Source organism: Microbacterium sp. gxy059, from assembly GCF_050958665.1.
Taxonomy (GTDB): domain Bacteria; phylum Actinomycetota; class Actinomycetes; order Actinomycetales; family Microbacteriaceae; genus Microbacterium.
Genome location: NZ_JAMXWT010000021.1, coordinates 1 through 16897 on the forward strand (window position 1 = coordinate 1; position 16897 = coordinate 16897).

The 16897-nt window shown below is 74.0% G+C and carries 14 protein-coding genes; 8 read left to right on the plus strand and 6 right to left on the minus strand.

Going from position 1 to position 16897, the window contains the following annotated elements:
* Positions 1 to 105: 105 nt before the first annotated feature.
* Genes NHL53_RS11720 through NHL53_RS11730 form a run of 3 tightly spaced genes read left to right on the plus strand, consistent with a single transcriptional unit; the run spans position 106 to position 4066 of the window.
* A complete protein-coding gene (locus NHL53_RS11720) occupies positions 106 to 939 on the plus strand; it encodes an ABC transporter ATP-binding protein (RefSeq protein WP_433777049.1) in 834 nt (277 codons plus the stop codon).
* A 53-nt stretch (positions 940 to 992) separates the two neighbouring features.
* Complete coding sequence (locus NHL53_RS11725; RefSeq protein ID WP_433777050.1) at positions 993 to 1994, plus strand: ABC transporter substrate-binding protein; 1002 nt, start codon at positions 993 to 995, stop codon at positions 1992 to 1994.
* Positions 1991 to 4066 (plus strand): iron ABC transporter permease, encoded by a 2076-nt coding sequence (locus tag NHL53_RS11730; protein ID WP_433777051.1) that lies wholly within the window; start codon positions 1991 to 1993, stop codon positions 4064 to 4066. The genes NHL53_RS11725 and NHL53_RS11730 overlap by 4 nt, the downstream gene beginning before the upstream one ends.
* A gap of 19 nt (positions 4067 to 4085) precedes the next feature.
* On the opposite strand, the gene NHL53_RS11735 is transcribed toward NHL53_RS11730, so the two are convergent.
* Positions 4086 to 5327: an MFS transporter gene (locus NHL53_RS11735; RefSeq protein ID WP_433777052.1), complete on the minus strand. Its 1242-nt coding sequence runs from the start codon at positions 5325 to 5327 to the stop codon at positions 4086 to 4088.
* A 282-nt stretch (positions 5328 to 5609) separates the two neighbouring features.
* On the opposite strand from NHL53_RS11735, the gene NHL53_RS11740 reads away from it, so the two are divergent.
* Together NHL53_RS11740 and NHL53_RS11745 are read left to right on the plus strand one after the other, a co-directional pair.
* A complete protein-coding gene (locus NHL53_RS11740) occupies positions 5610 to 6362 on the plus strand; it encodes a DUF5058 family protein (RefSeq protein WP_433777053.1) in 753 nt (250 codons plus the stop codon).
* A gap of 115 nt (positions 6363 to 6477) precedes the next feature.
* Positions 6478 to 7104: a hypothetical protein gene (locus tag NHL53_RS11745; protein WP_433777054.1), complete on the plus strand. Its 627-nt coding sequence runs from the start codon at positions 6478 to 6480 to the stop codon at positions 7102 to 7104.
* Between the two features lie 7 nt (positions 7105 to 7111).
* Here the strand turns inward: NHL53_RS11745 and NHL53_RS11750 are convergent, their stop codons facing one another.
* Positions 7112 to 8044, minus strand: coding sequence for an Lrp/AsnC family transcriptional regulator (locus NHL53_RS11750; protein ID WP_433777055.1), 933 nt, complete (start codon positions 8042 to 8044; stop codon positions 7112 to 7114).
* A 164-nt stretch (positions 8045 to 8208) separates the two neighbouring features.
* Between NHL53_RS11750 and NHL53_RS11755 the strand changes: the two genes are divergently transcribed.
* Together NHL53_RS11755 and NHL53_RS11760 are read left to right on the plus strand one after the other, a co-directional pair.
* Positions 8209 to 9429 carry an amidohydrolase gene (locus NHL53_RS11755; RefSeq protein WP_433777056.1) on the plus strand — a complete coding sequence of 407 codons (1221 nt, stop codon included), beginning with the start codon at positions 8209 to 8211 and terminating at the stop codon, positions 9427 to 9429.
* Between the two features lie 4 nt (positions 9430 to 9433).
* Entirely contained in the window at positions 9434 to 10777 is a 1344-nt protein-coding gene (locus NHL53_RS11760; protein WP_433777057.1) for an L-serine ammonia-lyase, read from the plus strand.
* A gap of 10 nt (positions 10778 to 10787) precedes the next feature.
* Here the strand turns inward: NHL53_RS11760 and NHL53_RS11765 are convergent, their stop codons facing one another.
* Positions 10788 to 10955, minus strand: coding sequence for a hypothetical protein (locus NHL53_RS11765; protein WP_433777058.1), 168 nt, complete (start codon positions 10953 to 10955; stop codon positions 10788 to 10790).
* 596 nt (positions 10956 to 11551) lie between these two features.
* Complete coding sequence (locus tag NHL53_RS11770) at positions 11552 to 12349, minus strand: siderophore-interacting protein (protein ID WP_433777059.1); 798 nt, start codon at positions 12347 to 12349, stop codon at positions 11552 to 11554.
* An 88-nt stretch (positions 12350 to 12437) separates the two neighbouring features.
* Here NHL53_RS11770 and NHL53_RS11775 point away from each other — a divergent pair, with 88 nt between their 5' ends.
* A complete protein-coding gene (locus NHL53_RS11775) occupies positions 12438 to 13406 on the plus strand; it encodes a methyltransferase family protein (RefSeq protein WP_433777060.1) in 969 nt (322 codons plus the stop codon).
* Positions 13407 to 13467: 61 nt separating this feature from the next.
* On the opposite strand, the gene NHL53_RS11780 is transcribed toward NHL53_RS11775, so the two are convergent.
* Both NHL53_RS11780 and NHL53_RS11785 read right to left on the minus strand, forming a co-directional pair.
* A complete protein-coding gene (locus NHL53_RS11780) occupies positions 13468 to 16068 on the minus strand; it encodes an immunoglobulin-like domain-containing protein (protein ID WP_433777061.1) in 2601 nt (866 codons plus the stop codon).
* A 183-nt stretch (positions 16069 to 16251) separates the two neighbouring features.
* Entirely contained in the window at positions 16252 to 16854 is a 603-nt protein-coding gene (locus NHL53_RS11785) for a BMP family ABC transporter substrate-binding protein (RefSeq protein WP_433777062.1), read from the minus strand.
* Positions 16855 to 16897 lie beyond the last annotated feature (43 nt).

Below are 16897 nucleotides of genomic sequence, written 5' to 3' on the forward strand. Positions count from 1 at the left end.
CTACGCAGGTCCGCGCCGCGCACCAACTCCTCGCCCCCGCCGGGCGTGTCGGCCCTCCGGCGCCGCAGTGTGGATTCTGGGGTTAGGTGTGGCTAACCTTCTCTCGTGACCTCTCGCACCTCCTCCCCCGGCTGGGCTCTGCGCGCCACCGAGCTCTCCGTGTCCTTCGGACGCACCGCCGTCGTGCGCGACGCCTCCCTCGCCCTCGAGCCGGGTCGCGTGACCGCGCTCGTCGGTCCCAACGGCTCCGGCAAGTCCACGACGCTCCGCGCCCTGTGCCGTCTCGTCCGCGCCAGCGGGGGATCCGTCTCGCTCCCGGACGTGGAGGACACCCGTGCCCTCTCCCCTCGGGAGTTCGCCCAGCGGATCACCCTGCTCGCGCAGCAGCGCCCCACCCCCGTGGGGATCACCGTCTCGGACATCGTGGGCTTCGGCCGGCACGCCCACCGCAGCGGGTGGAGGGGCCGCGATCCCGAGGGCGCCGCCGCCATCGCGCGGGCTCTGACGCTCACCGGCCTCGACGACCTGCGCGATGCGCCCCTCGAGACCCTGTCCGGCGGGCAGCTCCAGCGAGCCTGGTTCGCGAGCGCCCTCGCCCAGGACACCGCCGTGCTCCTCCTGGACGAGCCCACGAACCACCTCGACCTGCGCTACCAGGTCGAGATCCTCGACCTCATGCGCGAGCTCTCCGACGAGCACGACGTCGCGGTCGGCGTCGTGCTGCACGACCTGGGGCACGCGGCGGACGTCGCCGACCGCATCCTCGTCCTCAGCGAGGGCCGCATCGTCGCCGACGGGGCTCCGCTCGAAGCTCTCGATCCCGCGCTCCTCAGCGACGTGTACGGCATCCCCGTGCAGGTGGCAGAGGACCCTCGGACCGGTGCGATCGACGTCCGCGTGCGTCGCGCCCGCCGAGGACGCCCCTCGGCCGCCGCCTGACCGACCTCCGCCCCACCCCTCCGCGGCGCAGCCGCGCACCGAAAGGATCTTCCATGTCCCCCACCCGCACCGCCGCGCTCTCGCTCGGCTCCCTCGCGATCGTCGCGCTCCTCGCCGGCTGCGGCACGACCAGCGACGCCGCCGACGCCCCCGCGGACGACGCGGCGCCCGCCGACGCCATCACGCTGCAGGACGCGGAGGGCGAGGACGTCGTCCTCGAGAACGGACCCGCCGAGAAGGTCGTCGCCCTCGAATGGGCGCAGGCCGAGATCGTGCAGTCGCTCGGCATCGAGCTCACCGGCATCGCCGACGCGAGCGGCTACGAGAGCTGGGTCGGCGACGCCGTGCCGACGCTCGGCGACCCCGCCGATGTGGGCGTGCGCAACGAGCCGAGCGTCGAGGCCATCGCCGAGCTCGAGCCCGACCTCATCGTCGGCGTCCCCGGATCCGTGCCCGACGAGGTGCGGGAGCAGCTGGAGCGCGTCGCCCCGATCCTGCTGCTCGAGCCCGCGAACGCCGCCGATCCGCTGGGCGCCGTGCAGGAGGCCGTGACCACCCTCGCCTCCGCCACCGGACGCGAGGACGAGGGAGAGGCCCTGAACGCCGAGCTCGACGCGAAGCTCGAGGAGAACGCGGAGCGCATCGCCGACGTCGGCCTCGACGGCACCCCCGTCGTATTCACCTCGCCCTACGCCGACGGCGGCAACGTGACGATCCGCATGCACGGACCGGGCTCCGCACCGCAGGCCGTGCTCACCGCCATGGGCCTCGAGCCCGCCTGGACCGACGAAGGCGACGCGGCGTACGCGCTCTCGTCCTCCGACATCGAGGGCCTCACGGCGCTGCCCGACGACGCCTGGTTCCTCTACTGGGCCAACGCCGACAGCGAGGATCCCGTCGAGACGTACCTCGGAGACAACGCCGTGTGGAAGAGCCTCCCCCTCGTCGAGGCCGGCCGGGTGGCCGGAGCCGCCGACGGCATCTGGGTCTACGGCGGACCCGACTCGCTCATGGCGTTCAGCGACGACGTCGCCGGCATCCTCGGCGCCGAATGACCGCACCCTCCGCCCCGCGGTCCTCGTCCCCCGCGCGTCCGGCGCGGCGGACGGGGGCCGCTCTCGTGGCGATCGCGACCGTCCTCTGGCTCGTCGTCGCCGCAGCCGTGCATCTCACGCAGGGCACCGCCGACATCGGCCTCGCCACGCTGTGGTCCGCGCTCTCCGGCGGCGACGTGCCGCAGGCGAGCGCCGTGCTCATCGAGTCGCGCCTGCCCCGCCTCGCCGCCGCCCTCGTCGTCGGAGCCGCTCTCGGCATCTCCGGCGCCATCATGCAGTCGGTCTCGCGCAACCCCCTCGCGTCCCCGGAGACCACCGGAGTCGGAGCGGGCGCGCACTTCGCCGTGACCCTCGCGGCGGCGCTCGGCGTCGGGCTCCCTCCCCTCCCAGCGCTCGTCGTCGCCTTCGCCGGCGGCATCGGAGCGGCCGCGGCCGTCATCGGCCTGTCCTCGGGAGCCGGGCTGTCGCCCATCCGGCTCGTGCTGGCGGGGTCCGTGCTGACCCTCGGCCTGTCCGCGGTGACGAGCGTGCTGCTCCTGCTGTTCCCGTGGGAGACCCAGGGGCTGTTCGCCTGGGGGGCGGGCTCCCTCTCCCAGAACGGATCAGACGCGATCCTCGCCGTGGCGCCCGTGCTCCTCGTCGCCGTCGTCGCGGCCCTCCTCCTCGGCAGACGCCTCGACCTGCTGCAGCTCGGCGATGACGCCGCGACCGCCTTCGGCGTGCCCGTCGCTTCGACCCGCATCTGGGCCATCCTCTGCGCGGTCGCCCTCGCCGCGGGAGCGGTGACGATCGCCGGGCCCATCGGATTCGTGGGCCTCTGCGCCCCCGCTCTCATGCGTCTCGCGGCGCGGCGGATCCCGGCCCTGCGCCGGCAGCGCGCCTTCCTCGCCCTGAGCGGCGTCGCGGGCATCGCGCTCGTGCTCACCGCCGACGTCGCGCTGAGGATGCTCTTCGGTCCCGTCTCCGGGGTGACGATCCCGACCGGCGTCGTCACGAGCCTCCTCGGCGCGCTGTTCCTCATCGCGCTCGCCCAGCGCCTGCCGTCCGGCTCCGGCGACGGGGAGTCGCTCGTGACTCTGCGCGCCGGCACGCGCATCGGCCGCCGCCGCCCCTGGCTCGTCATCGGCGGCGCGGGCGCGCTGCTCGCCGCCGCCCTCGTCGCCGCCGTGCTGCTCGGAGACAGCCTCGTGCTGCTCGGAGACGTGTGGAACTGGATCCGCCAGGCCGCCGTCGTGCGCATCGAGATCATCCTCGACTCCCGCACCCCGCGCGTCGCCGGGGCCCTGCTCGCCGGCGCGTGCCTGGGCATCGCGGGCCTCATGGTGCAGGGCGTCACCCGCAACCCGCTCGCCGACCCCGGCATCCTCGGCATCTCCGCGAGCGCCGGGCTCGGGGCGATCATCGTCATCACCACCGTCCCCGCGCCGTCGGACGGCCTCGTGCTCATCGCCGCGCTCCTCGCGGCCGCTGTCGCGGCCGTGCTGCTCACCTGGCTCGGGCGCGCCGACCAGCTGCGGCTCGTGCTCGTCGGCATCGGCGTGGGCGCCGGCGCGAGCGCCCTGACCACGCTGCTCATCGTCGGCACGGATCCCTGGAACCAGTCGAAGGCGATCACCTGGATGGGCGGATCCACGTACGGAGCGTCTCTCCCTCAGCTCGCGCCCATGGCTCTGCTGCTCGCGGCGACGGCCGTGCTGCTCACCCGCACGCACCGCGACCTCGACGTGCTGCAGTTCGACGAGACGTCGCCTCGGGTCTGGGGCGCCGACGTCGGACGATCGCGCCTCCTGCACATCGGCCTCGCCGTAGCGCTCACGGCCGCCGCGACCGCGTCGATCGGGGTGATCTCGTTCGTCGGCCTCGTCGCTCCCCACGCCGCCCGCATGATCGTCGGGAAACGCCACGCGGCCCTGTGGCCGCTCACGGGGCTGCTCGGGGCGCTGCTCGTCGTCGTGAGCGATGTCGTGGGGCGCGCGGCGATCGCCCCCGCCCAGCTGCCCGCGGGCCTCGTCGTCGCGCTCGTCGGCACGCCCTACTTCCTCTGGCTGCTGCAGCGCATGCGCCAGGCCTGAATCAGGGGCGCGGGCGGCCTCAGCGGACGGGGCGGTTGAGCGCCGCGTTGGCGAGGCCCGCCGCGCACACGACGCCCGCCGCGACGAGAGGCAGCCACAGCGCGACCGCCGTGCCGGCGCCCTCGGCGACCTCGCCCGCGACCGCCGCGCCGAGCGACTGCCCGACGATGAGGCTCGATCCGAGCATCGTCATCACCGTCGTCGACCGACCCGCGGGGCTGTGCGCGGCTCCGAAGCTGTACTGCGTGACGAGCGTCGGGCCCACCCCGATGCCCACGAGACCCAGGGCGATCGCCATCGACGCGAGATCGTGGGCGAGGCCGACGAGCACGCTGCCCCCGACCATCACGGCGCCGAACGCGATCCACCGCGCACGCGGCGTGAAGCGAGCGGGGAGCGCAGACACCGCCAGCGCGAGGATGGCGGATCCGATGCCCATGATCCCGTACATCACACCCGCGCTCTCGCCGTCGCCGAGGTCGGTCATGAACGAGGTGAGCGACGTGAGCGACGTGCCGAAGAACGCTCCGACGCCCGCCATGCCGACCACGATGACGAGGATCCGCGCCCGGAACAGGTCGCGGACGGGAGAGGCCGGGCGGCCGTCGTGCGTGCGCCCCGCATCGACGCGGCGCCCCGACGGGTGCAGCGCGAACGCGCCGACGAAGCCCACCGTCAGCACAGCGGCGCCGACGAGCGGCGCCCACGGCGCGATCGCGGAGGCGAGGATGCCGACGACGAACGGCCCGAGGACGAACACGGTCTCGTCGGCGGCCGACTCGTAGGCCATCGTCGACGACACCGTGCGCGACCGACGATCCGGCGCGATCCGGTCGGCGATGACGCCGACGAGCCGCGCCCGCGACATCGGGGCGACCTGGGGGGCCGTCGACCCGATGCCGAACGCGACGGCCAGCACGACCCCGATCGGCAGATCGCTGTAGACGACGGCCGCGAACACGACCATGAGGGCGGCGTTCGCCCCCGCGATGAGCAGCAGGACGAGCCGCTGCCCGAATCGATCGGCCGCGGCGCCGAGGAGCGCCCCGAAGCACGCCGTGCCGATGCCGACGGCGGCCGACGCGAGGCCGCCGTACGAGATGGATCCGCGGCCGGACGACACGAGCGTCAGCACGCCGACGACCATCATGGCGTAGGGCACGCGCGCGACGAACGCGATGATGAAGTACCAGGGACCGACGGTCCCCAGGAGCGAGACGGGGCGCTGCTCGGCGACAGCGCGCGCATCGGACGGGGTCATGGACGCCTCCACGGCGAGCGGTGGGTGCCGCCGCTGTCCGCCGGGTTCGGCGGCCGGTAGATGCACAGCCTTCTTCGTCGGCGGCTCACGCCGCCGAGCCCGAGTGTAGCGAGCCGCCCTGGACGGCGGATCCCCGATCCGGGTCGTCCGCGCACGCCGCTCTCCGCAGATTTCCCGCATGCGGCAGAGCTTCTCCGCAGAACAGGGGGCACGTGAACCGGCGGACGCATTCGCGAGCGGACGCTGTCAGGGCGCAACCGCGCCACAGGCGAAAGGATCCCCATGCCCCCTCACGCGCTGTCCCTCGACCCCGACTCGCTGGACGTGCTCGCCGCCGCGAACTCCCCCGCCATCTGGGTGTCCGCCATCGGGGTGTTCCTCATCATCGGCGTCCAGACCCTCATCTACTACCGCGCCGTGCGCCGCACCGCCCCGGCGGTCGGGATGTCCGCCGACGACGTGAAGCGGTCGTACCGCACCGGCATCACCGCGTCCCTCGACCCCTCCCTCGCCATCTGCCTCATCGCCATCACCCTCATCAGCGTCTTCGGCACCCCCGGCGTGCTGATCCGCATCGGCCTCGTCGGATCCGCGCCGTACGAGGTCGCCGCCTCGGGCGCCGTCGCCGGCACCCTCGGCACCTCCCTGGGCGGCGCCGGATTCACCCAGGAGGTGTTCGCGACCGTCCTGCTGTCCATCGGCAACGCGGGCGCGATGTGGATGGTCGTGACCCTCATCGCCACCCCGCTGCTCAAGCGCGGAGGGGCGAGGCTCGAGGGCGGCAGGGGCGCCGCGACGATGGCGATCATCTCGACCGCCGCCCTCCTCGGCGCCTTCATCACCTTCGGCCCGCAGGAGATCTCCCACGGCCTCCTCCCGACCCTCGCCATCCTCAGCGGCGCGCTCGTGATGGGCGCGCGCCTGCTCATCAGCCGCCTCACGGGCCGCGTCTGGCTCAAGCAGTGGGGCCTCGGCATCGCGATCGTCGTCGGCATCGCGTTCATCCACGTCCTCACGACCCTCGGCCTCGCCTGAGCCCGCACACCCGGAGAGCATCACGACCGCATCGCACCCTTCCGTCGAGACCCCCGCCGCCGCGGCCGCGTGGAGCTCCTTCGACCGGACGACCTCCCGCTGGGGCCGTCTCACCATGCTCGGCGCGCTCCTCGTCATGCTCGGCGGCCCCACGGTGCTGGCCGTCCAGCTCGGCGTCGACCCGGGCGCCGTGCTCGTCGGCGTGCTCGCCGTCGGCGCGATCTTCGGCGTCGTGTGGTTCGTCGAGCCGCTCGCCTACTTCCCGATCCTGGGAGCCGCGAGCATGTACCAGGCGTTCCTCATCGGCAACAACTCGAACAAGCTCATCCCCTCGGCGATCGCCGCGCAGTCGACCATCGGCGCGAAGGGCACCACCCGCCGCGGCCAGCTCGCCGCGGTGCTCGCGATCTGCGGCGCCGCCACGACCCACCTCGTCTGCCTGCTCGTCATCGTGGGCGTGTTCGGCGGGGCGCTCGTGCGGCTGCTCCCGCCCGAGCTCATCACGACCGTGCAGACGTACATCCTGCCGGTGATCCTCGGCGCGGCCATCGTGCAGATGATCTCCGACGACCCCAACTACCGGATCCTCGCCATCGCGGGCGTCGTCGGCGCGCTCATCGTCTTCGTGCTCACTCCCCTCGTGCCGGGGGCGGCGTTCTTCACCGTCGCGATCGCGGTGATCGCCACGATCCTCGGCGCCCTGTTCCTCCCGGGGCGCCCGGACCGCGCCGATGCGGCCTGAGACCCACTCAGGCCGAGGGCCGGACCCGGCCGTCCTCGTCGAGCGGGCGCCCCATGAGCGACGCGATCCGCAGCACCACGGACCGATCCGCGATCCGCGCCCCGGGCAGGGCGCGCTCGAGGGCGATCTCGAAGCGGTTGACGTCGGACAGGCGCCTCAACCACACCGCGAGCACGAGGTTGTAGCGGCTCGAGGTCGTGACGGCGAGCCGCACCTCCGGCACCCCCGCGATGGTCGTGCGCGCCGCCTCGACGGTGCGGGCGGGCGCCTCGACGAAGTACCAGGTGTAGACGGGCCACCCCGTCGCCCCGCGCGCGAGGTCGGTGCGCATCATCAGCTCGCCGCGCTGGCGCATCGTCGCGATCGCGTCGGACACCCGCTGCGGGGCGACGTCATGGCGGCGCGCGATCTCCGCGACGGTCGCGCGGCCGTCGCGCCAGAGCTCGGTCTCCACCGCACGGCGGACCTCGTCGGGGATCCGACGCGCCGCCCGCGGACGGGGAGCCGCGGGCGCGGGAACCCGAGCCGCCTCGTCCTTCGCGAGGGCGCGCAGCCGCCAGCTCGACCCCTCGACGAGCACCTCGCCCACGATGTGCGTGCGCGCGGAGCGCACGCCGGGGAGGTCGCCGATGCGCGGGATCACGTAGGCCGAGAGCGACGGGAGGTCGCGCGCGAAGACCGTGACGAGCAGATCCCTCGATCCCGACGTGAGATCGAGCACCCACACCTGCGGGTCGTGCTCGAGCGAGGCCATGACCGCCGACAGCCTCGACGGCTCGCACTCCAGCTCGACGAGCGCGAGCTGACCGTGCCGCGGATGGCCCGTGATCCACGCGTCGCCTCGGCGCCGGAGCGCCTCCCAGTGGCGCGCCAGGGTGCCGGCGTCCGCGCCGACGACCGGAGCGAGGTCGATCCAGCTCGCCCGCGGCTCGATCTGCAAGGCGTGCAGAAGGCGCGCATCCAGCTCCGACAGCCGGTTTTCCTGCACTTCTCATTCCCTCCGCGCAGATCAGCGGCGCGGATCCCGGACCGCGCGTCTCGTTCGCGCAGACTATCGCTCGCGGTCCGCCACAAGCACCACCGCCCAGAAGAAAGGCACGCACCATGACGACCTCCCCTTCCCCTGAAGCCCTCAAGGAGCGCGTCGGCGCGCGGACCCGCGCCGAGCGCGACGGGCTCGTCGCCCTGAGCCACCGCATCCACGCCGATCCCGAGCTCTCCTGGGAGGAGCACCGCGCCGCCGCGGCCGTCGCGGAGACGCTCCGCGACGCGGGGTTCGACCCCGAGGTCGGCGCGTACGGCGTCGACACGGCGGTGGAGGCGGTGCGCGGCGACGGCGACATGACCGTGACGATCTGCGCCGAGTACGACGCGCTGCCCCGCGTCGGGCACGCCTGCGGGCACAACGTGATCGCCGCGATCGGCGTCGGCGCCGCGATCGCCCTCGCAGACGTCGCGGAAGAGGCGGGGCTGCGCGTGAAGCTCCTCGGCACCCCCGCCGAGGAGCACGGCGGGGGCAAGGTGTCGCTCCTCGCGGCCGGCGCGTTCGAGGACGCCACCTGCTCGCTCATGGTGCACGGCGGAACCGGCGACGACGTGCAGGCCGCGAAGGTCGCGCTCACGGCCGTCGAGCGCTTCGAGGTGGTCTTCACCGGGCGCGCGGCCCACGCGGCGGCCGCACCCGACAGGGCGATCAACGCCGGAGCCGCCGCCACCCTCGCCCTCACGGCGATCGGGCTCCTCCGCCAGCAGCTCCCCGGAGGGACCAACGTCAACGCGTTCGTCTCCGACGGCGGCCAGGCGACCAACGTCATCGCCGAGCGCGCCGTGGTGCAGGTGGAGGTGCGCGCCGACGACCTCGACACGTGGCGCGACCTCAAGCGCCGCATCCTCGCCTGCTTCGAGGGGGCCGCCCTCGCGATGGGATGCGCGTGGAGCCACGAGCGCACGGAGCACCCCTACGCGCCGCTCGTGCAGGATCCCGACTTCTCCGCCTTCTGGGACGCGAACCTCGAGCGCCTCGGCCGCACCCCCGTGCCGCCCGCGGGCGGGGGCGGCGGCTCGAGCGACATGGGCAACGTCACGCAGGTCGTGCCCGGCCTGCACCCGATGATCTCGGTGCTCGGGGCGACCGCGGTGCCCCACCACCCCGACTTCGCCGCCGGCGCCGCGACGCCCGCGGCGCACGACGCGATCGTCGACGGCGCGACCGCCCTCGCGTGGACGGTGCTCGACGCCGCCCTGACTCCGAAGGTGCGCGCCGACCTCCTCGCACGCCAGGCCGCGCGGCCGGACGGCGCCACCCGCGTGACGCTGGAGAGCTGATCGCATGAGCGGCGTGTACGTCTCCGCCCTGGAGCTGTTCTCCATCGGCATCGGGCCGTCGAGCTCTCACACGGTCGGCCCCATGCGCGCGGCCGCCGCCTTCCGCGAGGCGGTCGCCGCCCTGCCGAGGCGCGCGGAGGTGCGGCGGGTGCGCGTGCGCCTGCACGGATCCCTCGGCGCCACCGGCATCGGCCACGGCACACCCGGAGCCGTCATCGCCGGGCTGGGCGGGGCGGATCCGACCACCTGCGACCCCGCGGAGGCGCCGCGGCTCTGGGAGAAGCTGGGCGACGAGGGCGCGCTCGACATCGACGGCGTGCGCCTCGACCGGGCGGACGTGGTCTTCGAGCCGTTCGCCCGCGACTACGCCCACCCCAACGCGCTGACCCTCGAAGCGCACGGCGACGACGGCGAGGAGCTGCTCGCGCAGACGTACCTCTCGGTGGGCGGCGGGTTCATCCGCCGCGCCGACGAGGAGCCCGGCACCGCCGTGCCCCGCGCGACGAGGGCCTACGGCACCATGGCCGAGCTGCTGGAGCTCTGCGGCGAGCGCGGGATCGCGGAGATCGCCTGGGAGGACGAGATCGCGATCCACGGGAGCGAGGACGCCGTACAGCGCGGCCTCGACGCGATCTGGGCGGCGATGAGCGCGTGCATCGACCGGGGGATCGCGACCGACGGCACCCTGCCGGGCGGCCTCGGGGTGTCCCGTCGCGCCGCGGCCGCCTGGCGCCACCTCTCCGCGCGGCCGCGCGAGCAGGTGACGAGCGGCGAGCGGGTCGCCGTCTACGCGATGGCCGTCAACGAGGAGAACGCCGCGGGAGGGCGCGTCGTCACCGCGCCGACGAACGGCGCGGCCGGCGTGATCCCCGCCGTGCTGCGCTACGCGGTGGACGAGGGGGCCGACGCCGACGCCGTGCGCCGCTTCCTGCTCACCGCCAGCGCCATCGGATCCCTCATCAAGGCGAACGCGTCGATCTCCGGAGCCGAGGCCGGGTGCCAGGGCGAGGTCGGCAGCGCATGCGCGATGGCGGCCGCCGCCGTGTGCGCGACGTGGGGCGGCACGCCCGCCCAGATCGAGAACGCCGCCGAGATCGCGATGGAGCACCACCTCGGGCTCACGTGCGACCCCGTCGGCGGGCTCGTGCAGGTGCCCTGCATCGAGCGCAACGCGGTCGCCGCATCGACGGCGCTCACCGCCGCGCGGATCGCGCTGCTCGGCGACGGCACCCACGTCGTGAGCCTCGACGTCGCGATCGAGACGATGCGGCAGACGGGCGAGGACATGTCGTCGCGCTACAAGGAGACCGCGACGGGCGGGCTCGCGGTCAACGTGCCGTACTGCTGAGCGGCGCGGCTCAGCCGAGCTCGGCGCAGGCGCCGCGGGAGGAGCCCCCGACGGAGCTGCCGCCGCCGTCGGCGCGCGGCGCATCGCACGAGAGGTCGCCGTCGATCGTCGTCTCGGCGACGACCACGGCCCGCCCCGCGTCGACGCGGGCGTCCCCCGCGACCGACGTGAGCTTCACGACGGCCCGGCGGCCGGCGGCTCTCCCTCTCGCCTCGTGCACGACGACGCCGATCCGCGCCGAGACCCCCACCTGACACGCACCCACCCCACGCCCGGCCCCGAAATGGCGTCGTCATGCACCGGGAGGGGCGGTGGCAGGAAGGGAGCAGATCCCGGACGAACGAACGACCGAGAACGACGCTGCCGCACGGCCGACGGCTCTCGCTCGGGCAGGACGACGCCAATCCGCGCCGAGACCGCCCCCCTGACACGCGCCAGCCCCGGGCCCGACCCCGAAATGGCGTCGTCATGCACCGGGAGATCTGACCGGAGGAGCGCAGCGACGGAAGCGCCGATGCAGCAGCACCCGATCCACGCGGGGCGATGACGACACCAGACGGCCACGGGCCCGACGCTGCCGACCCAACGGTCGAACACAGCGCCCGCCGATGCAGGACGACGCCGCACCTCGCTGAAACCCCCACCTGACACGCGCCAGCCCCGACCACAGCCGAAGAACGGCGTCGTCGTGCAGGCGAGCGGGATCGGAGACAGCACACAGCAGAACTCGAGCGCCGCTGGCGAGGCGCCAGGCGAGGCGGGTCGCCGGGCGCGTCAGATGGCGGCGCGGCCGAGGCGCCAGTATCCCGAGAAGGTCACCTGGCCCTTGGGCAGTCCGGCCTCGCGCACGAGGTGGCGGCGGGCGCCCGTCGCGAGCGCCTGCTCCCCGACGCAGAACGCGACCGTCGCGGGGTCGACCTCCCCCAGCTCGCGCAGGGCCGGAAGAGCGAGGGATCCGGGCGCCTCCCCTTCGCCGCGCACGAGCCAGGTCACCTCGACGCCGTCCGGCGCCCCGGTCGGCTGCTCGTCGCGGGCGTCGAAGAGCTCGATGAGCGCGCGGCCCCGCGCGGTGCGGGGCAGGTCCCGGAGGATGCCCGCGACGGCGGGCAGGCCGCTCTCGTCGGCGACGAGGAGCACGCGGCCGGCCACCGGATCGGTCCAGCCGCACCCCTGGTCGATGAGCGCGACGCGATCGCCGGGCTGCGCGCGCGCCGCCCAGGGACCCGCCACGCCGGCGTCGCCGTGCACGACGAAGTCGACGTCGATCTCCGGCGGATCCGACCGCGCGTCGCGCACCGTGTAGTTGCGGATCACGGGGCGGGCGCCCTTCGGCATCATGAGCCAGCGCAGGCTGCCTCCGAGGCCGAACTTCTGCGGCAGGCGGCGCAGCTCGCCGCCGCCCGCGACGGGGAGCGCGAGGCGGAACCACTGGTCGAAGCCCTGGAACGCGAACCGGCCGACGTCGGGTCCGCCCAGGGTGATGCGCATCATGTGCGGCGTGACGCGCTCGGCGCGGATCACCTCGGCCTCGATCAGCCCGCTCTCGGCATGCGTGACGGCGATGTTGCTCATGAGCACTCAGCTTAGGTGAGCCTCACCTCAAGAGGAATGGCCTCGGGGGATCCGTCGAGCGCGTCTCGCGCCGCCCTACACTGACCGCATGCCCCCGCTCTCCCCCTCCCCGGTCGTCGGGGCGGCGAGGGACGTGCGCGTCGCCGGCATCCCCCTCTCCCCCGGGTCGGCGCGCGCGTACTTCGCGCTGCAGGCCGCGGCGGGTGCCGCCTGGTGGATCCTCGTGTTCACGACGCCGCCCGTGCGCGAGGCGACGCTCGGCCCGCTGGATCCCGTCATCGTCGCCGCGCTCGACCTCCCGCTGTTCGTCGCCGCGTCGGCCGTCGCGGCCTGCGGCGTGCGGGCCGCCGTCTGGGCCGCGACCGTGTGGACGGCGATCGTCGCCGCGGGCATGGCGCTCCTCGCCACCGCGACGGGCGAGGCGGGCTGGGGCGCGCTCGCGATGGCGCTCGCGGCGGTCGGCTCCGCGCCGTGCGCGGCGATCATCCTGCGCGGCCGCGCGCCGATCGAGTGGATGTTCGTCGGTCCGTTCGCCTTCCGGGTCGCCCCTCCGGCGGAGCGGACCGCGCACGTGCGGCGGACGGGGATCCAGCTCGCCGTGTTCTGGGGCCTGTTCCTCGGGGTCATCCCCGTCGCGATGTCGCTCGTCGAGCGCCGCTGGGGCCTCGCCGTCGAGGCGCCGCTGACGGTGCGGATCGCCGGCGGCGCGGTCTTCGCCGCGGCGAGCGCGCTCGGCCTGTGGTCGGCCGCGGCGATGTCGACGCGCGGCGAGGGCACGCCGCTGCCGTCCGCGACGGCCAGGAGGCTCGTGATCGCCGGCCCCTACCGCATCGTGCGCAATCCCATGGCCGTGGCCGGGATCACCCAGGGCGTCGCGGTCGGGCTGATGCTCGGATCGTGGCTCGTGGTCGCCTGGGCGCTGTGCGGATCCCTCGTCTGGAACGCGCTGATCCGCCCCTCGGAGGAGCACGACCTCGAGGAGCGCTTCGGCGACCCCTATCGCGCGTATCGCGACCGCGTGAGCTGCTGGATCCCCCGCCGCATCTGGCGGGACTGACGCCGCGGACGGCGAGAGCGCCGGCCCGCCGGATGACGGGACGGCGCTCTCGGGGATGGCGTCAGCGCAGCGCGCGCCGGCGCAGGATCAGCAGGGTCGCGCCGCCCGCGAGCAGCAGCGCCACGATGCCGGCGATCGGGAGGACCACGTCGCCGCCCGTCGCCTGGAGGGATCCGTCGCGTCCGGCGTCGGTGCCCGTCTGGTCGGCGCTGTCGGCGCCGCCTTCGGAACCGGCGTCACCCGCGTCGGCGTCCGTCGCGTCCTCCGAGCCCGACTCGCCCGCGTCGACGCCGGCGTCCTCGGATCCGGCCTCGGCGGCCGCGTCCTCAGCGCCCTGGTCATCCGCATCGGCGCCAGCCTCGGCATCGTCGGCGTTCTCGGCGCCCGCCTCGCCGGCGTCGTCGGAACCCGACTCGACCGCGTCGGCGTCCGCGTCCTCAGCCCCGGCCTCGGCGCCCTGGTCGCCCGCGTCCTCCGTGCCGGACTCGACCGCGTCGGCGTCGGCCTCCGCGTCCTCGGCGCCCGCCTCGCCGGCGCTCTCGGCGTCGTCACCCGGCTCCGCGGCCGGCTCGACGACCGTCACGGTGCGGTCGGCCGTCGCGACGTTGCCGCGGGCGTCCGCGACCGTGTACGTCAGCGTGTAGGCGCCCAGGGCGGTCGTGTCGACCTCGCCCGCGACCTCGATCGCGTCGGTCAGGTCGCCGTCGACGTCGTCGATCGCCGTGACGCCCTCGAGGGGATCGAAGGCGGCGTCCTGCTCGACCTCGACGTCGCCCGGCGTCGTCAGCTCGGGGGCCGCGCTGCGGCTGAGGACGACCTCGTCGACGACGCTGTTCACGGGATCTTCGTCGCCGTTCGCCTCGCTGCGCAGGGTGCGCAGCGTGAACGCGTCGTCGGTCACCTCGACCGCCGAGTAGTTGCGCACCCGCTCCTGGTTGATGACCGACGCGAACCACGCGTCGGGCGCCTTCGTGTCGTAGTACTTGGACCCGCTCGCCGAGTTGGCGGTGAGGTAGAGCACCTCTCCGTCCTTCTTCTCGACCCGCTCCTGGCCCGCGAGCTCCGTCGGGTCGGCGAGCTCGCCGTCCTGCACGAGGTAGCTGCGCGTGTAGTTGTGGTCGTGGCCCATGAGCACGACGTCGATGCCGAGCTCCGAGATCTTCTCGGGCATCGTGCTGCGGCGGTCGAGGATGTCGCCGTCGTCGGTGTGCGAGGCGACGGAGTAGATCGAGTGGTGGAACGCGAGCACGGTCCACTTCGCCTCGTCGCCGTGCTCGGCGACGACCTTCTCCATGAACGCGTTGTGCGAGTCGTAATCGCGGCTGTTCGAGTTGATGTTGAGGAACAGCACGTCCTTGTAGAGGAACCAGTAGTCGCCGCCCGACGACGTCGCCGTGCCGGCGCCCGCCGAGAGATCCTCGTTCGGGAGGTTGAAGTGCTGCTCGTACGCCTTGGATCCCACGTCGTGGTTGCCGTTCGTCGCGACGAGCGGCACGCTGCGCAGCTGCTCGGGGGCGAGGAACGCGTCGTACTGGTCCTCGTTGTTCGCGTGCTCGACCTGGTCGCCGGCGGAGAACAGCAGCTCGGCGTCGGGGTAGGTCTCCGTTGCGACGTCCACGGTGTCGACCCAGCCGGCCTCGTCGTGCGCGAGGTCGCCGGAGGCGCCCACCTGCGGGTCGCCGAAGAAGAGGAACGAGAAGTCGCCCGAGAAGTCCTGCGTGCGGAAGGTGTGCACGTCGGACCAGCCGGTGCTCTCGCTGCCCACGCGGTAGGCGTACTCGGTGTTCTCCTCGAGACCCGAGAACGTCGCGTCGCGGAAGAACTCGCCGCTCGTCGTCGCGCCGGTCGCGGTCGTCTCGGCCGTGACGGCCGAGGCGGGGAACGTCTCGCCGTCGACCTCGTCGGCCGGCGCGATCTGCGCGACCTGCGGCACGTCCATGTCCGAGTACCAGGCGACGTTGCGGTCGGCCTCCGTGGCGCCGACGCCGAGCACGATGTCGGAGATCGTCGGCTCGGTCGGGTAGTCGAACGGCACGAGGGAGGCGAGGTCGAAGAAGATGTCGCTGCTCGTCTCGCGATCCTGGTAGAGGGCGACGGCGATCGTGTTCTCGCCCTCGACGAGCGCCTCCGCCGGCACCGTGAAGGTGCTCGTCTGCGGGTTGCCCTTGCTGCTGCCCGCGTAGGTGAGGTTGGGGTTCTCGGCCTCGTCGACGCGCTCGTCCTCGAAGCCGGCGACCTGCTCGCCGTTGACGTAGATGCGCACGGCGTCGTCGTACACGACCGTGCCCTCCAGCGCGTCGAACTCCGCGAGCTGCTCGGCGGTGAGGTCGAGGTCGGTGCGGAGGTGGTAGGTCGGCACCGTGTTCTCGGATCCGGGCAGCGTGTACGCGAGGAGCGTCTCGGCGACGAATCCCCCGCCGAGATCGGCCTCGCCGCGCTTGGAGCCGAACGGGCCGACGCCCTCCGCCCAGCCCGCGTCGTCGAAGTCGGCCGTCGTCCACGACAGCGAGCCGTCGCCGGACGGGTCGGTGCCGTCGTCGGAGAAGCGCCAGACGTCGCCGGTGCCGAGGAGCGGCTCGTCCGCCGCCGCGGGGAGGGCCGCCGCGCCGACGGCGCCGGCGGTCAGGGCGACGAGGATCGCTCCGGCCAGGCCGCGCCGCATGCGCGGGTGCCGCGTCAGTGTCTCTTCGTTTGGGAGCACGTGTCACACGCCAATCTCGAGAGGTTCGGGGGATGCGGGCGCGGTGGGGCGCCCGACGAGCCACCCTCCTCCCCCGGAGTGACCGGCTCCCGCCGTCCCGGTGAACGACAGGTGACGCGAAGATGTCGGATCGGATCCCCCGCGTCAGTCGTCGAGGTCCAGGACGATCCCCGTCTCGCCCGCGCGGATGCTCGCGATGCCCGCCGCGAGGGCGTCCGCTCCGCGCGCGGGCGTCGCCGACGCCGGATCGAGGTCGCCGTCCGCGGAGGCGGCGGATCCGCGCGAGGTCGCGCCCTCCCAGATCACGGCCGTGACGTTCGCGGTGGGCTCGGCGAGCTGCGCGCCGAGGAGGAGGAAGTCCCGGTCGAGGCGCTGCGCGGTCTCGAACGAGAAGGCGTCGACGACGCCCTCGCCCACCCCCACCACGAGGTCGGGATCCGCGCCGATCGCGGCGGCGAGCGCCCCGTCGGGGTCGTCTCCCGCCGGGATCTCCGACAGCTCCGCTCCCGCGCCCTCCGCGACGCCCCGTGCGCCGTCGACCAGGTCGGCGGCGTCGCCGACCACGACGATCCGCCAGCCCGCGAGGTCGAGGGGCTCCCCGGGCGGCGTCACGGGGATCGTGCGGCCGGGCTCCGGGGCGACTTCGCGCGCCGGAGACGCCGCCGGCGCGTCCGCGGGGCCGCAAGCGGCGAGGCATGCCGCGACGAGCGCGAGGAGGCCGAGCGCGGGGATCCGGAGGTGCGTCACGGCGTCAGCGAAGCCGACGAGGGTGATCGGACGGTGACGTGTC

Bases quoted from the DNA above. Each gene is read 5' to 3' on its own strand.
- NHL53_RS11725 (WP_433777050.1), top strand. From the start codon at position 993: ATGTCCCCCACCCGCACCGCCGCGCTCTCGCTCGGCTCCCTCGCGATC.
- NHL53_RS11730 (WP_433777051.1), top strand. From the start codon at position 1,991: ATGACCGCACCCTCCGCCCCGCGGTCCTCGTCCCCCGCGCGTCCGGCG.
- NHL53_RS11735 (WP_433777052.1), bottom strand. From the start codon at position 5,327: ATGACCCCGTCCGATGCGCGCGCTGTCGCCGAGCAGCGCCCCGTCTCG.
- NHL53_RS11740 (WP_433777053.1), top strand. From the start codon at position 5,610: ATGCCCCCTCACGCGCTGTCCCTCGACCCCGACTCGCTGGACGTGCTC.
- NHL53_RS11745 (WP_433777054.1), top strand. From the start codon at position 6,478: ATGCTCGGCGCGCTCCTCGTCATGCTCGGCGGCCCCACGGTGCTGGCC.
- NHL53_RS11755 (WP_433777056.1), top strand. From the start codon at position 8,209: ATGACGACCTCCCCTTCCCCTGAAGCCCTCAAGGAGCGCGTCGGCGCG.
- NHL53_RS11760 (WP_433777057.1), top strand. From the start codon at position 9,434: ATGAGCGGCGTGTACGTCTCCGCCCTGGAGCTGTTCTCCATCGGCATC.
- NHL53_RS11770 (WP_433777059.1), bottom strand. From the start codon at position 12,349: ATGAGCAACATCGCCGTCACGCATGCCGAGAGCGGGCTGATCGAGGCC.
- NHL53_RS11775 (WP_433777060.1), top strand. From the start codon at position 12,438: ATGCCCCCGCTCTCCCCCTCCCCGGTCGTCGGGGCGGCGAGGGACGTG.
- NHL53_RS11780 (WP_433777061.1), bottom strand. From the start codon at position 16,068: ATGCGGCGCGGCCTGGCCGGAGCGATCCTCGTCGCCCTGACCGCCGGC.